15 protein-coding genes and 1 riboswitch are annotated in these 14,597 nt (G+C 60.8%); of the genes, 11 read left to right on the top strand and 4 right to left on the bottom strand.

Translation table 11 applies throughout. The annotated features are described in order from the left end of the window. Nucleotides 1-143: 143 nt before the first annotated feature. Together ygfZ and BLT55_RS15735 are read left to right on the top strand one after the other, a co-directional pair. Nucleotides 144-1,085: a CAF17-like 4Fe-4S cluster assembly/insertion protein YgfZ gene (ygfZ, locus tag BLT55_RS15730; protein ID WP_055000577.1), complete on the top strand. Its 942-nt coding sequence runs from the start codon at nt 144-146 to the stop codon at nt 1,083-1,085. Nucleotides 1,086-1,197: 112 nt separating this feature from the next. Next, complete coding sequence (locus BLT55_RS15735) at nt 1,198-2,019, top strand: HDOD domain-containing protein (protein WP_055000565.1); 822 nt, start codon at nt 1,198-1,200, stop codon at nt 2,017-2,019. 11 nt (nt 2,020-2,030) lie between these two features. Here BLT55_RS15735 and BLT55_RS15740 read toward each other — a convergent pair whose 3' ends face one another. Both BLT55_RS15740 and BLT55_RS15745 read right to left on the bottom strand, forming a co-directional pair. Further along, nucleotides 2,031-3,416 carry a sensor histidine kinase gene (locus BLT55_RS15740; RefSeq protein WP_055000566.1) on the bottom strand — a complete coding sequence of 462 codons (1,386 nt, stop codon included), beginning with the start codon at nt 3,414-3,416 and terminating at the stop codon, nt 2,031-2,033. Continuing rightward, complete coding sequence (locus BLT55_RS15745; protein WP_007248804.1) at nt 3,409-4,080, bottom strand: response regulator; 672 nt, start codon at nt 4,078-4,080, stop codon at nt 3,409-3,411. Before BLT55_RS15745 ends, BLT55_RS15740 begins: the two co-directional genes overlap by 8 nt. A 482-nt stretch (nt 4,081-4,562) precedes the next feature. Here BLT55_RS15745 and BLT55_RS15750 point away from each other — a divergent pair, with 482 nt between their 5' ends. The 4 genes from BLT55_RS15750 to BLT55_RS15765 all read left to right on the top strand — a co-directional run bounded on the left by BLT55_RS15750 (nt 4,563) and on the right by BLT55_RS15765 (nt 8,610). Beyond that, complete coding sequence (locus BLT55_RS15750; protein WP_174518622.1) at nt 4,563-5,546, top strand: Bug family tripartite tricarboxylate transporter substrate binding protein; 984 nt, start codon at nt 4,563-4,565, stop codon at nt 5,544-5,546. A 62-nt stretch (nt 5,547-5,608) separates the two neighbouring features. Next, nucleotides 5,609-6,067, top strand: a complete 459-nt coding sequence (locus tag BLT55_RS15755) for a tripartite tricarboxylate transporter TctB family protein (RefSeq protein ID WP_055000568.1) — start codon at nt 5,609-5,611, stop codon at nt 6,065-6,067. A 1-nt stretch (nt 6,068) separates the two neighbouring features. Further along, nucleotides 6,069-7,583 carry a tripartite tricarboxylate transporter permease gene (locus BLT55_RS15760; protein ID WP_055000569.1) on the top strand — a complete coding sequence of 505 codons (1,515 nt, stop codon included), beginning with the start codon at nt 6,069-6,071 and terminating at the stop codon, nt 7,581-7,583. Further along, the gene (locus BLT55_RS15765; protein WP_055000570.1) at nt 7,576-8,610 is read left to right on the top strand and encodes an AbrB family transcriptional regulator; all 1,035 of its coding nucleotides are present in this window, start codon (nt 7,576-7,578) and stop codon (nt 8,608-8,610) included. Before BLT55_RS15760 ends, BLT55_RS15765 begins: the two co-directional genes overlap by 8 nt. 9 nt (nt 8,611-8,619) lie before the next feature. On the opposite strand, the gene ung is transcribed toward BLT55_RS15765, so the two are convergent. Both ung and BLT55_RS15775 read right to left on the bottom strand, forming a co-directional pair. After that, nucleotides 8,620-9,312 (bottom strand): uracil-DNA glycosylase, encoded by a 693-nt coding sequence (gene ung, locus BLT55_RS15770; RefSeq protein WP_055000571.1) that lies wholly within the window; start codon nt 9,310-9,312, stop codon nt 8,620-8,622. A gap of 163 nt (nt 9,313-9,475) precedes the next feature. Next, on the bottom strand, nt 9,476-9,850 hold the full coding sequence (locus BLT55_RS15775; RefSeq protein ID WP_007248810.1) for a hypothetical protein: 375 nt from the start codon (nt 9,848-9,850) through the stop codon (nt 9,476-9,478). Nucleotides 9,851-10,339: 489 nt separating this feature from the next. Next, nucleotides 10,340-10,442, top strand: a riboswitch (guanidine-I (ykkC/yxkD leader). A 63-nt stretch (nt 10,443-10,505) separates the two neighbouring features. Between BLT55_RS15775 and BLT55_RS15785 the strand changes: the two genes are divergently transcribed. The 5 genes from BLT55_RS15785 to BLT55_RS15805 are packed head-to-tail and all read left to right on the top strand — an operon-like array spanning nt 10,506 to nt 14,546. Then, entirely contained in the window at nt 10,506-11,573 is a 1,068-nt protein-coding gene (locus BLT55_RS15785) for a putative urea ABC transporter substrate-binding protein (protein ID WP_055000572.1), read from the top strand. Between the two features lie 27 nt (nt 11,574-11,600). Beyond that, entirely contained in the window at nt 11,601-12,416 is an 816-nt protein-coding gene (locus tag BLT55_RS15790; RefSeq protein WP_055000573.1) for an ABC transporter permease, read from the top strand. Then, entirely contained in the window at nt 12,413-13,195 is a 783-nt protein-coding gene (locus tag BLT55_RS15795) for an ABC transporter ATP-binding protein (RefSeq protein WP_055000574.1), read from the top strand. The genes BLT55_RS15790 and BLT55_RS15795 overlap by 4 nt, the downstream gene beginning before the upstream one ends. Then, complete coding sequence (locus tag BLT55_RS15800; protein ID WP_055000575.1) at nt 13,192-13,917, top strand: urea amidolyase associated protein UAAP1; 726 nt, start codon at nt 13,192-13,194, stop codon at nt 13,915-13,917. Before BLT55_RS15795 ends, BLT55_RS15800 begins: the two co-directional genes overlap by 4 nt. Before the next feature lie 11 nt (nt 13,918-13,928). Further along, nucleotides 13,929-14,546, top strand: a complete 618-nt coding sequence (locus BLT55_RS15805) for an urea amidolyase associated protein UAAP2 (RefSeq protein ID WP_055000576.1) — start codon at nt 13,929-13,931, stop codon at nt 14,544-14,546. Nucleotides 14,547-14,597: the final 51 nt, after the last annotated feature.

Genomic DNA, 14,597 nt, shown 5'->3' on the forward strand with positions numbered 1-14,597 from the left:
TAGGCGGCGAGTATACAGCCGTGAGCCGACGGAGCGAACCGCACAATGGTCGCAGCAGTTTTCATGTAACCGTATTCATATCGTCGACTGGGCACTATGCACTATGATGTGCCCCCGGACTTTTTCCCCAATCTGCGATGACCATGGCCCACACAGCTTTTTTCTGCACGCTATCCCATGAGGGCGTTCTCGCCGTTCGCGGCGTGGATGCCGGCAAATTCCTACAAGGTCAATTGACATGCAACCTCAATTATCTGAGTGAGAGCCAGTCCAGCCTGGGCGCACGCTGCACGCAGAAAGGCCGCATGCAGTCGAGTTTTCGTATAGTTTTCGAAGGCGATGGCTGCCTGCTGGCGATGGCCAGCGAACTGATCGAGCCGCAATTGCTGGACCTGCGCAAGTACGCCGTGTTCTCCAAATCGAAACTCACCGACGAAAGCGCTGCCTGGGTGCGCTTTGGTTTACAGGAAGGCGACGACGCGCTTGCCAGCCTTGGCCTGGATCTGCAGCAGGAAACCGGGGCGGTGGCGAGGACCGACGCGCTGATCGCCATTCGCGTTTCGCCGGCCCGCGCCGAACTCTGGGTACCCGCCGGGCAGGCGGACAGCACCCGATCGCATCTGGCAGCCCGACTGGCAGAAGGCTCGCTGAACGACTGGTTGCTGGGCCAGATACGTGCCGGTATCGGCCAGGTATTCGGCAGCACGCGTGAAGAATTCATCCCGCAGATGATCAATCTGCAGGCGGTCGGCGGTGTCAGCTTTAAAAAGGGCTGCTACACCGGCCAGGAAATTGTCGCGCGCATGCAGTACCTGGGCAAACTCAAGCGTCGGCTTTATCGCCTGACCTTGCAGGCTCAGGAAATTCCACAACCCGGCACAGCGTTGTTTTCGCCTGTACACGCCAGTGCCGTAGGCAACGTGGTGCTGGCCGCGCAGTCTGACCAAGGCATCGAATTGCTCGCCGTGCTTCAGGGTGATGCGGCCGAAAGTGGACAGATACACCTCGGTTCGCCGCAAGGCCCGGCGCTGCACATGAGTGAACTGCCCTACACGCTGGACAGTAAACTCGAAACTCTGCGCTAGGCCTGGCGAACACATTCACGTTCCTAATGTCTCTAGAGCGATCCAGCAGCACGCTGGCGCTGCTTTGGGCGCGCGGAAAACTCTGGACACTCTTAACGGCTGCGAGATGCACATGAGCAAGATGGCTGACGAGGTGCAGAGAAACCTGATCAAGGCTATCGATAGAGATGCCCTGTTTCTGCCGACCCTGCCGGAAGTAGCATTGAGAATTCGCCTTGCCGCCGAAGACACTGAAATCAGTATCGCGGACTTGAGCAAGGTCATTGGTAGCGATACCGCCCTCTCCGCACGCCTGATCAAAGTGGCGAACAGCCCCTTGTTGCGCCCGAATTTTGAAGTCAGCGACGTCAACACAGCGATTCGTCGCCTGGGCGTCAATTACACCTGCAACCTGGCCATCGGCCTGGTGGTCGAGCAAATGTTTCACGCCAAGTCGGAAGTCATCGAACAGAAGATGCGTGAAATCTGGAAACAGAGCCTTCAGGTCGCCGGGATCAGCTACACGCTTTGTCAGCGCTACACCCACCTCAAGCCAGATCAGGCGACGCTTGCCGGGCTGATTCATCTGATCGGCATTTTGCCGATCCTGACCTATGCCGAAGATCATTTCGAATTGCTGGCGGACCCGATCAGCCTCAACCATGTGATTGACAGCATTCACTCGGTCATCGGTGAGCGCCTGCTGCGTTCATGGGACTTCCCCGAGCCACTGGCTTGCGTGCCGGGCCAGTTCCAGGACTTTGCCCGCGTATCAAAAAACCCTGATTACACCGACCTGGTGCAGATTGCCACGGTGCACATCCACAAGAACACCGACCACCCGTTCAGTGAGATCGAGATGACCGATCTGCCTGCATTCCATCAGCTAAGGCTGAGCGAAGCCGACGGCACGCTGGCGGCGCAGATGGAAGAAGCCAAGAGCATGCTCTACTAGCCCGATCAGGATCAAGACATCGTCGTGAAACTGACCCGCACCTTGAGACCTCGCTCGGCGCCATCATGCAGCGTAATTCTGGCCAGATGCGCCCGGCAGATCTCGCCCACGATAGCCAGACCGAGCCCTGCGCCACTGCCCCGCTGACTGCTGCGATAGAAGCGTTCGAAAACCCGTTCGCGCTCGTCTTGCGGAATGCCCGCACCGTCATCCTCGACCTCCAGCACAGCGGGCGCGTATACCCGCAGCACCACATTGCCGCCTGGCGGCGTGTGCGCCAGCGCGTTGTCGATCAGATTGCTCAGCAATTCGTTCAACAAAGTCGGCTCGCCACGCAGCCAGACCGGTTCGTCAGCCTCCAGCGCCAACGCGACGCCGCGTGAATGGGCCAGCGGCGCCATGGCCATGCCCAGCTCTCTGGCCAGTTGACTGAGGTCCAGTTGCTGCGCGCCACCTTCGGCAATCGCCCGCGCACCGTTTTCGATCCGCGCCAGCGACAGCAACTGATTGGCCAGATGCGTGAGGCGATCTGTGCCCAGCGCTGCCGCTTCCAGCGTTTCGCGCCAGCGGTGCGGTTCACGCTCACGCAATCCGAGCTCGACCCGTGCCTTGAGGGCTGTCAGGGGCGTGCGCAATTCATGGGCCGCATCGGCGATGAACTGCGCCTGCCGCTCGAACTGCATGCGCAGCCGTTCAGTGAAGTGGTTCAGCGCGCCGACCAATGGGCGCAGCTCATGCTGCACCTCGACCATCGGCAAGGCGCGAAGATCGTCCGGCTGACGCTCTTCGACCGACGTGCGCAGTCGCTCCAGCGGACGCAACGCTGCGCTGACCGTGAACCAGACCAGCAGCAATGCGCCACCGCCGAGCATGCCCAGGCGCAGCAAGGTGTCGGCCATCAGGCTGCGCGCCATGCCTTTGCGCGCTTCCTGAGTTTCCGCCACGCGAATTTCCGCAACCCCGTTCATGCCAGGGTCCGTCACCGGCTTGAGCAGGCTGACCACCCGAACGTCCTGGCCCTGATAGGTGCCGTTATAAAACTTGGCCAGCGCCGGGTAATCGTCGGTGCGCAGAGTACCCGGCGGCGGAGAAGGCAGGTTTTCGTAGCCGGAGATCAGCTTCTGGTGGATGTCATTGACCTGATAATAAATGCGTCCTTCGCTGTCGTAAGCGAAAGTGTCCAGCGCCACGTAGGGAATGTCGGCGCTCAAGGTGCCGTCACGCTGAGTCAGGCCGGCCGCGATGGTTCGCGCCGATGCCAGCAGCGTACGGTCGTAGGCCGTATCGGCCACTTCCCGGCCATTCCAGTAAGCACTCATGCCGCTGGCCAGCATCAACACCACCAGCAGCAATGCCAGATTCCATAGCAACCGCCAGCGCAGGCTGTCGTTAATCATCGCGGCTTTCAAGCAGATACCCCAGACCCCGAAAGGTCACGATGGCCACGGCATGCCCGTCGAGCTTCTTGCGCAGGCGGTGAATATAGATTTCGATGGCATCGGGGCTGGCTTCTTCATCAAGCCCGAAGACCTGTGCCGCCAGTTGCTCCTTGCTCATCACCCTGCCGGGCCGGGCGATCAGGGCCTCCAGCACCGCCTGCTCGCGCGAGGTCAACGTCAACAGTTCTTCGCCGAGCGTGAAACGCCGTGTGTCCAGATCATACGTCAGCACGCCGCAGCACTGCTGCCGCTCGCCGCCCAGTACGCTGCGCCGCAGCAAGGCCTTGACCCTGGCTTCCAGTTCCGACAGTTCGAAAGGCTTGGCCAGGTAATCATCCGCCCCCAGATTGAGGCCGTGAACGCGATCCTTGACGTCACTGCGCGCGGTCAGCATCAGCACCGGCAGGTTCTTGCTGCGCGCCCGCAAACGCGCCAGCACCTCGAAGCCGTCCATGCGCGGCAGCCCGACATCAAGAATCGCGACGGCATATTCCTCACTGCTCAAGGCCAGGTCGGCGGCCACGCCATCATGCAACACGTCTACGGTCAAACCCGCGCTCTTGAGCGCCTGCGCAACACTTTCAGCCAATTGCAGATGATCTTCCACAAGAAGAACACGCATCGCCGTCTCCTGATTGACACTGTTGTTATCCGGGGCTTGTGGCGGAGGAGTTTACAGGCAGGCCGCTGCCTGTGAAGGACAGAAACGACTTGAAGCTTCATCGGTCACCTGACAGGCCGCTGAAAGGTTTGCGAAAGGTTGATGATTTAGCATCGCTTAACGACCCGCTAAAACGGGCACGTAAACACAGACACCCGGATGCGTCTGAAAATAAAAACAATAAATCGGTAAATGGAGTCACCCCCATGTCTACGCCCTTCCAGGCCTGCGCCTCCCCCGGCTGTCTGTCCCTCGTGGATAGCTCAGCGCCCCTGCTCCACGCTCTTCAACCCGTCACGCTTCAATCCGGCAGTGCCCACCTCTGCACCGATGACAGCCTGTTGTCAGCGAACAGCGTTTCGTTGTGCGCGCGACCAAAGCGATTGCCCGGCAGCTTCCTGACCCCACAAAACTCTCTCAGCTAAAAACAACAAATCTGGAGACTGAACATGAAAATTTCCCTGCGTCAGCTAGCGGCCACTGCTGGCTGTCTGTTGCTTGCCAGCCAACTGTTTGCAGACCCTCGGCGCCCGGAGTGCATTGCACCGGCATCGCCCGGCGGCGGCTTCGACCTGACCTGCAAACTGATCCAGAGCGCGCTCATCAACGAAAAGATTCTGTCCACGCCGATGCGCGTGACGTATATGCCCGGTGGTGTCGGCGCAGTGGCCTACAACGCGGTGGTCGCTCAGCGCCCGGCTGATGCAGGCACGCTGGTTGCGTGGTCCAGCGGCTCGCTGCTCAATCTGGCACAAGGCAAATTCGGCCGTTTTGACGAGAACGCCGTTCGCTGGCTCGCCGCCGTCGGCACCAGCTACGGTGCCATCGCCGTGAAAAGCGATTCGCCGTACAACAACCTCGACGATCTGGTCAAAGCCCTGAAGGCCGATCCGAGCAAAGTCGTGATCGGCTCCGGCGGCACGGTCGGCAGCCAGGACTGGATGCAAACCGCACTGATCGCCAAAGCCGCAGGCATTAACCCTCGCGACTTGCGCTATGTCGCGCTTGAAGGTGGCGGCGAGATCGCCACGGCGTTGCTGGGCGGCCACATTCAGGTGGGCAGCACCGACATTTCCGACTCGATGCCACACATCTTGAGCGGTGACATGCGCATGCTTGCCGTTTTCGCCGAGAAGCGCATCGACGAGCCGGAAATGAAAGGCATCCCGACCGCCAAGGAACAGGGCTACGACATCGTCTGGCCTGTCGTGCGCGGCTTCTATCTGGGGCCGAAGGTCAGCGACGAAGACTACAACTGGTGGAAAGCGGCGTTCGACAAGATTCTGGCTTCGGAAGATTTTGCCAAATTGCGTGATCAGCGCGAGCTGTTCCCGTTTGCCATGACAGGTCCGGAACTGGACACCTACGTCAAGAAACAGGTGGCCGACTACAAAATGCTGGCCAAGGAATTCGGCCTGATTCAGTAATTCAACGCAATTGACTGACTTTCGGTTGCGCCCGCCAGACGGGCGCGACGCAGGAGCTTCTCATGGTCATACAACGCATTTTCGCGGCCATTCTGTTAATGGCCTGCGCAGGCCTGGCCCTTATGGCCTGGCCTTATCAGGCAACTTTTTCCTACGAACCGGTCGGCCCCCGCGCCTTCCCGCTGCTGATTCTCGGGCTGATGGGCGTTGGCCTGCTGTACATGCTGATTCGTCCTACGGCCATCGTCCACACTGAAGAAGAGCCCGCGCTGGACCGTCAAACCCTGATCAAGATCGGCGTGTGCATCGGCCTGCTGCTGATCTTTGCCGGACTGTTCGAACCGCTGGGCTTCATTCTCAGCAGCATCCTGATCGGCATCCCCATGGCGCGCCTCTATGGCGGACGCTGGCTGCCCAGCATCGTGGTGGTGATTCTGACGAGCGTCGGCCTGTACCTGCTGTTCGACAAGGCCATGGATGTCCCGCTGCCTTTGGGCCTGCTCAGCGTTCTGGAGAACTGATATGGATACGTTCGGCTATCTGGGCCAGGGCTTCGGCGTCGCCCTCACTCCCTACAACCTGATCACTGCGCTGTCCGGCACGCTGATTGGCACCGTCGTCGGCCTGCTGCCGGGGCTTGGACCGATCAACGGCGTGGCGCTGTTGATCCCGATTGCCTTTGCACTGGGGCTGCCGCCCGAATCGGCACTGATTCTGCTCGCGGCCGTGTACCTGGGTTGCGAATACGGCGGCCGTATCAGCTCGATTCTGCTTAACATTCCGGGTGAAGCCTCGACCGTCATGACCACGCTGGACGGTTACCCGATGGCGCGTCAGGGCCTGGCCGGCGTCGCGTTGTCGCTGTCCGCGTGGAGTTCGTTCATCGGTGCGTTCATCGCAACCTGCGGCATGGTGCTGTTCGCGCCGTTGCTCGCCAAGTGGGCGATTGCCTTCGGCCCGGCGGAATACTTCGTGCTGATGGTGTTCGCGATTGTCTGTCTGGGCGGCATGGCGGGCGACAGGCCGCTGAAAACGTTTATCGCTGCGTTGATCGGCCTGTTTCTGTCTGCTGTTGGCATCGATGCCAACAGCGGCGTGTATCGCTTTACTGGCGATAACATTCACCTGACCGATGGCATTCAGTTTGTGGTCCTGGTTCTGGGGCTGTTCTCGATCAGCGAAATTCTGTTATTGCTGGAGAAAACCCATCGCGGCCAGGAAGCGGTCAAAGCCACCGGGCGCATGATATTCAACGTCAAGGAGGCCGCTTCGGTATTCGCTGTGAATGTGCGCTGCGGGCTGCTGGGCTTCATCCTCGGTGTGCTGCCGGGTGCGGGGGCGACGCTGGCCAGTGCGGTCGCCTACATGACCGAGAAACGCATCGCCGGGGCAAGCGGCAACTTCGGTCAGGGTGACATGCGCGGTCTGGCCGCACCGGAAACCGCCATCGGCGCCACGGCCTGCGGCGCTCTGGTGCCGATGCTGACCCTGGGCGTTCCCGGCTCGGGCACCACGGCCGTGATGATCGGCGCGCTGTCGCTGTACAACATCACACCAGGGCCGATGCTCTTTCAGCAACAACCGGACATCGTCTGGGGCCTGATCGCGTCGTTGTTCATCGCCAATATCATGCTGGTGATCCTCAACATTCCGATGATCCGCATCTTTACCCGCATCCTTACCGTGCCGAACTGGGCGCTGGTGCCGGTGATCGCGATCATCACCGGGATTGGTGTGTACGCGGTGCATGCGACCACGTTCGACTTGTTCCTGATGGTCGGCATCGGCATTTTCGGTTACATCCTGCGCAAGCTGGACTTCCCGCTGTCGCCGATCCTGCTCGGGTTCATCCTCGGCGGCCTGATGGAGCAAAACCTGCGCCGCGCCCTGTCGATCTCCAACGGCGAACTGGGGATTCTCTGGTCCAGCCCGATCACGCTCGGAGTCTGGGTGGTGACGGTGTTCATGCTGCTGTTCCCGCTGCTGCGGATCTGGCGTAAACGCGCGAAACAGCGCGCCACCACGATTCATGGCTGAGCCTGCTCTGCGCCACTGGTGGGCGACACCGCTGGTCGGCCTGCCGGGCGGCTACCTCGCCAGTCAGGTCGGCTGGCCGCTGCCGTGGATGGTTGGCTCGTTGCTGGCGATCATCCTCGTGCGCTGCCTGACGCCCTGGCAACTGGCGCAGATTCCCGGCGGCCGCAAATGCGGTCAGTTGATCATCGGGACCGGCATCGGCCTGCACTTCACCCCGGTGGTCATCGAACAGGTGCTGGCGCATTTCGGCTTGATTTTTATCGGTGCGCTGGTCACCAGCCTGTCGTGCCTGATCGGCGTCTGGCTGATGCTGCGTACTGGCGAGGACCGGCCAACGGCGTTTTTCTCCAGCATGCCGGGCGGTTCGGGAGAGATGGTCAACCTCGGTGCCCGCAATGGTGCGGCGCTCAGCAGCGTGGCTGCCGCGCAAAGTCTTCGAGTGCTGGTCGTGGTGCTCTGTGTGCCCGCGATTTTCAAATACTTGCTGGGGGATGGCGCACCCACGCTGCACGCCACGATGGTGGACTGGCGCTGGCTGGCGTTGCTGCTGCCGGTCGGTGCCGCACTGGCCTGGATATGGCAACGTCTCAAGCAGCCCAACCCATGGTTGTTCGGCCCGTTGTTGCTGAGCGCGGTGGTGAGTGTGGTCTGGGATCTGCGAATCAGTTTGCCCAACGGCGCCAGCCAGCTCGGTCAGTTGCTGATCGGCAGCGGGCTGGGCTGTCACTTCAATCGGGCGTTCTTCCGCCGCGCGCCGTCGTTTCTGGCGCGCACCCTGCTGGGCACTGCATTGACGATGCTGATCGCGGCACTCGCAGCGCTGGGCCTCAGCGCCCTCACCCAGCTGGATTTGCGTTCGTTGACGCTGGGCATGATGCCCGGCGGCATTGCCGAGATGAGCCTGACCGCCGAGGTGCTGCAACTGTCAGTGCCGCTGGTCACGGCCATGCAGGTCATGCGTCTACTGTTCGTACTGTTTCTCGCCGAGCCGCTGTACCGCCTCTGGAACAAGCGGTTCACTGACTGAATGCGTCGTTCACAGATTCGGCAGTCGCCAATCGATCGGTTCGATGCCGTTTTGCTCAAGGTACTTGTTGGCCCGCCCGAAATGACCGTTGCCCAAAAAGCCTTTATAAGCCGACAGCGGCGATGGATGGACGGACGTCAGCACCAGATGCTTGGTCGCATCGACCAACTTCTGTTTGCTCTGCGCATGAGCGCCCCATAACAGAAACACCAGATGCGGCTGATGCTCGCTGACCACCCGAATGATCCGGTCGGTAAAGTGCTGCCAGCCTTTGCCCGCATGCGAGGCAGCGTTGGCGCGCTCGACAGTCAGGGTGGTGTTGAGCAGCAGCACGCCTTGGTCGGCCCAGGATTGCAGGCAACCGTGATTGGGAATGTCGATGTTCAGGTCACGCTTCAGCTCTTTATAGATGTTGACCAGTGACGGTGGCGTCGGCACGCCGGGCTGCACCGAGAAGCACAAACCGTGGGCCTGATTCGGGCCGTGGTACGGGTCCTGACCGAGGATTACCACTTTCACGTTATCCAGCGGCGTGGAATTCAGCGCGTTGAAGATCAGTGGTCCCGGCGGATAGATCTCCTTGCCGGTCGCATGCTCCTGACGCAGAAACTCACGCAGCTGAGCCATGTAGGGCTGTTCGAACTCGTCACGCAGGGCTTCTTTCCAGCTGGGCTCAAGCTTGATGCGGTCTTCGCTAGTCATGGTTACATCCGGTAAAAACAATGCGCAGACACTAGGAAAGCCCGGCGGCAAAGTCAATGGCGGTTGCGCTTGCACACTCAAGACAGAACGCAGAGCGTCCAGAAAGGCGTGCCGACGCGGAGCATCGGCACGACAGTGAGCGTCAGTCTGACATGAGTTTCAGCTATCGATGGCCACCACGACCATCGCCACGCCCGCCTCGTCCATGATCCCGGCCATCGCGCCCGCTTCGACCGCCATGGTCGTCCCAGCCGCGATTGCCACGGTCTCCGCGGAAACCGTCGTTACGCCCGAAACCGCCATTGCCACGAAAGCCATCATTCCTCCAGCCGTAGCCCGGCGGACGTCCTGGCTGGTAGTAGTGCGGAACCGGCGGCGGCGCGTAGTAACGCGGGGCCGGAACGTAATAACGGGGTTGGCTGTAATAGCGCGGCTGGGGCGCTACGTAGATGCGCCGCTCTTGGTAATAAGTGGCGTTATAGCCGTTGTCATACGCATAAGTGCCACCACTGACGACCGTCGTCGGCTGTGTGTACACATCGGATTCGTAATAACCGGGGCCTCCGTAGCAACCAGCAAGGAAAAGGGTCAGCAACGTGACAAGCAAGGGTCTTCGATACATGGCGGCCTCCTGGACCGCGATTGGGCACAAACCAGCGACGCTGGTCGGCGTCCGCCAAAGCGGTTGGCGAACAAGGGTTATGACAGTGAAATGCCCTTCTAGTGCCCTGAACACGCCCCTGACCGGGACCCGTCCATAATGGCGATATGGCGCCGAGCGGCCCGAAAACCGCGCACCGCGGGACTGTTTCAGTTTTATACAAACATGCTACAAAACATTTCACCTCGATAAATGCACAGACGCCTCATCGCGGTGCAAGGCCGCACCAGTACAAGGCAATTGCGCATTCACCGCCAGCTCGACGTCAGCAGCGCCCCGGTAAACCGTCACTTCTGGCGAGTTGGCACAACTCTCGCTTAATGACTGGCGTGCAGGAGTCAACACAGGTTCGCGGCACCACAATTTGCAATAGCCGACTAGGGTTCCGGCTTGCCGACAGGCAAGTGGCTGGTCCGAGAGTTGGCGACCTCCAGTAGAGGTTACACGGCGGGACAAAAGCCCGGGAGACAGGGACACCAGTGGTGTCACGTTGCTCCTGGCCGCCTTTTTTCACTACTGGAGATTTCTCAACATGCAAAAGTCTCGTCTTTTCGGCCTGCTCACCGCAGGCCTGCTTGCTGCGTTGAGCCTCTCGGCGACTGCCGCCCAGAAAGATCACTTCAACGTCTGCTGGACCATCTACGCAGGCTGGATGCCGTGGGAATACGCCGGTAGCCAGGGCATTGTCGACAAGTGGGCGAAAAAGTACGGCATCAAGATCGATGTCACTCAGCTCAATGACTACGTCGAATCCATTAATCAGTACACTGCCGGCCAGTTCGATGGCTGCACCATGACCAACATGGACGCCCTCACCATTCCGGCCGCAGGCGGCGTGGAAAGCACAGCGCTGATCGTCAGTGACTTCTCCAATGGCAACGACGGCGTTGTGCTCAAGGGCGAAGGCAAGAAAGTCGCTGATCTCAAGGGCATGGACGTCAATCTGGTCGAGCTGTCGGTGTCCCATTACCTGCTGGCCCGCGCGCTGGACAGCGTCAAGCTCAGCGAAAAAGACCTGAAAGTCGTCAACACCTCGGATGCCGATATCTCGGCTGCCTTCAATACGGATGACGTGCAGGCGGTCACCACCTGGAACCCGATGCTGTCGGACATCAAGGCCAAGCCCGGCGTGACCGAGGTGTTCAATTCCAGCCAGATCCCCGGCGAGATCATGGACATGATGGTCGTCAACAGCCAGACCCTCAAAGACAACCCGGCCCTGGGTAAAGCCCTGACCGGCGCGTGGTTTGAAGTGGTTGCACTGATGAACGCCAAAAATGCCCAGAGCAAAGCCGCGCTGGAACACATGGCCAAGGCATCGGGCACTGATCTGGCCGGTTTCCAGGCGCAGCTCGACACCACCAAGCTATTTGCCACTCCAAAGGAAGCGCTCGAGTTCGCCACCAGCAAACAGCTGCCCGAGACCCAGCGCAAGGTGGCTGACTTCTCGTTCGCCCACGGTTTGCTCGGCGAAGGCGCTCGCGACGCGAACGCGGTCGGGATGTCGTTCGCCAACGGCGTGGTTCTCGGCGACAAGGCCAACCTCAAGCTGCACTTTGACCCCAGCTACGTGCAGATGGCCGCCGACGGCAAGCTGTAAATCACGCTCAGTAGAAAGGTCATTGCCATGCGCTTGATAAACCGCCATCCGGATCGCGCCGGTCGCCTGATTCTGGTGATCCTGCCGTTCGCCCTGTTGCTGCTCTCCTATTTCATGGGCTCGGCCACCCGGCTTGCGGAAAACCCCACCGACAAACTGCTGCCCAGCGCAATGCAGATGGCCGATGCGGTCAAACGCGTGGCGTTCACTGCCGACGCCCGAACCGGCGACTACCTGCTGTGGCAAGACTCCGCGTCGAGCCTCAAGCGCCTGGCGATCGGTCTTGGCATCAGCGCATTGCTGGGCCTGTGTCTGGGTATTGCAGCGGGCATTCTGCCGCTGTTCAGCGCACCGTTGTCGCCGTTGCTGACGGTGCTGTCGATGGTGCCGCCGCTGGCGATCCTGCCGATTCTGTTCATCGTCTTCGGCCTGGGCGAGCTGTCGAAAGTGATGCTGATCGTGATCGGCATCACGCCGATTCTGGCCCGTGATCTGGAACAGCGCGCCCGGGAAATTCCGGTCGAACTGCTGATCAAGGCGCAGACGCTGGGGGCCACCACCTGGACGCTGATCCTGCGGGTGATCCTGCCGCAACTGTTACCGCGTTTATTGATTGCCCTGCGGCTGGTGCTCGGTTCGGCGTGGCTGTTCCTGATCGCAGCCGAGGCCATCGCCTCAACTGACGGTCTGGGCTACCGGATCTTTCTGGTGCGGCGTTATCTGGCGATGGATGTGATTCTGCCGTATGTAGTGTGGATCACTCTGCTCGCCTGGTTGATGGACTGGGGCCTCAAAGCCCTGACCCGACGCGCGTTCCCTTGGTACGAAGGAGCCCGCGCATGAGCTTTATCTGTGTGCGTAATGTCTGGCAACGATACGACGATCAAGTGGTGCTCGAGGGCCTGAATCTGGACGTGGCAGAAGGCGAGTTCTGCACACTGGTCGGCGCATCGGGCTGCGGCAAATCGACATTTCTGCGCCTGCTGCTGGGCCAGGAAACCCCGAGCCGCGGCCTGATCACGCTGGACGGTGAAGCCTTGTGCAATGAACCGGACGCCAGCCGTGGCGTGGTCTTCCAGCGCTATTCGGTGTTTCCGCATCTGTCGGTGCTGGACAACGTCGCGCTGGGCCTGGAGTTGCCCCGCTCGCCGTTGCTCGGTCGCCTGTTCGGCCAGGCCAAACGCGAGGCCCGCGAGCAAGCCGCGCAATTGCTGGACAAAGTCGGCCTGAGCCACGCGCTGGACAAGTACCCGACGCAGCTATCCGGCGGCATGCAACAACGGCTGGCGATTGCTCAAGCGCTGATAATGAAACCCCGCGTTCTGCTGCTGGACGAGCCGTTCGGTGCGCTCGACCCCGGCATTCGCAAGGACATGCACCACTTGCTGCTGGAGCTGTGGCGCGAGACGAAACTGACCGTGTTCATGGTCACCCATGACCTGTCCGAAGGCTTCAACCTCGGCACCCGCCTGCTGGTGTTCGGCAAAGTGCGCCACGACCCGCACGAACCCGGTGCATATGGCGCGCGCATCACTTACGACATCCCCCTCAACAGCGAACGCCGCGCCGAACGCGCCGCCATCGATTCGCTGCTTACCGTTTCAGAGGAGCCCGTTCAATGACTGACTCGACCACGCTGTACCCGGTTTTCGCCGAAGAACTGCTGCCCGGCGGCGGCCATCGTTCGTTCATCCTCAAGCGCGGCGAACTGCTGCGCCTGACCGACCTGCACGGCAACGCCAACGTCAGCCTGACGCTGCTCAACGCACACGAAAAAACCGAGCGCCTGAACCTGCCCGACAGCCTCAAATGCCAGCACACCGCCAAGTTGAGCAACGGCCATTGCCTGTACTCGGACATGGGCCGCGTGCTGGCCGCCATCGTCACCGACACCTGCGGCTGGAGCGACAGCATTGGCGGTGTGCTCAACGCTCAGGAAGTCGCTGAAAAATACGGCCAGGGCCGCTATCAGGAGCTGCGCAACGGCTTTTTCCGCAACGGCGTCGACAACCTGCTGGTCGAGCTGGGCAAATGGGGGCTCGGGCTGTCGGACCTGCTGATGACCCTCAACCTGTTCAGCCGCGTCGATGTCGACGACACCGGCGCGCTGCATTTCGCCGCGAACAACTCGAAAGCCGGTGATTACATCGAGCTGTATGCGCCGATGGACACGCTGGTGGTGCTGACCGCGCTGCAACACCCGATGGACCCCAACCCGGAGTACGCGCCGCAGCCGCTCAAACTCAGCTGGATGAAGGCCGATGCCAGCGTTGCCGAGCACTGCCGCACCTCGCGCCCGGAAAACGAGCGCGGTTTCATCAACACCGACCGCCTGTTCGCCTGAGGAGCCCTGCCATGAACGCTCATAATCATCATTGCTGCGACGCAACCATTCCGGCCGGCGAGCCGTTTCTGGCCGAAGTAAAGGCCGGGCAGACCGTGCGCATTCTCGATCTGCAAGGCAATCAGGCGGTCGACACGCTGTTTTTCAGCCTCGCTAACCCGCGTGAACGCTACGACGTGCAGCGTACTTTGCGGCGGCAGAACAGCGTTTACCTGACCACCGGCAGCGTGCTGTTTTCCAACCTCGGCCAGCCGATGCTGACCATCATCGATGACACCTGTGGTCGCCACGATACGCTGGGCGGTGCGTGCGCCCAAGAGAGCAACACCGTGCGTTACGCCCTGGAGAAACGCTACATGCACAGCTGCCGCGACAACTACCTGCGTGCCTGCCTGCACGACGGGCGCCTGACCAAGACCGACATCGGGCCGAACATCAATTTCTTCATGAACGTGCCGGTGACAGCCGACGGCGGCCTGACCTTCGAAGACGGTATTTCCGCACCCGGCAAATACGTCGAACTGCGCGCCGAAATGGACGTGATCGTGCTGATTTCCAACTGCCCGCAGCTCAACAATCCTTGCAACGGCTACAACCCGACGCCCGCGCAGTTGCTGATTCGCGACTGACCCGGCGACCGCCCTCAGCAACGGACGACCGTTGCGTAGATAGATCAATAG

Source organism: Pseudomonas cannabina, assembly GCF_900100365.1.
GTDB classification, from domain to species: domain Bacteria; phylum Pseudomonadota; class Gammaproteobacteria; order Pseudomonadales; family Pseudomonadaceae; genus Aquipseudomonas; species Aquipseudomonas cannabina.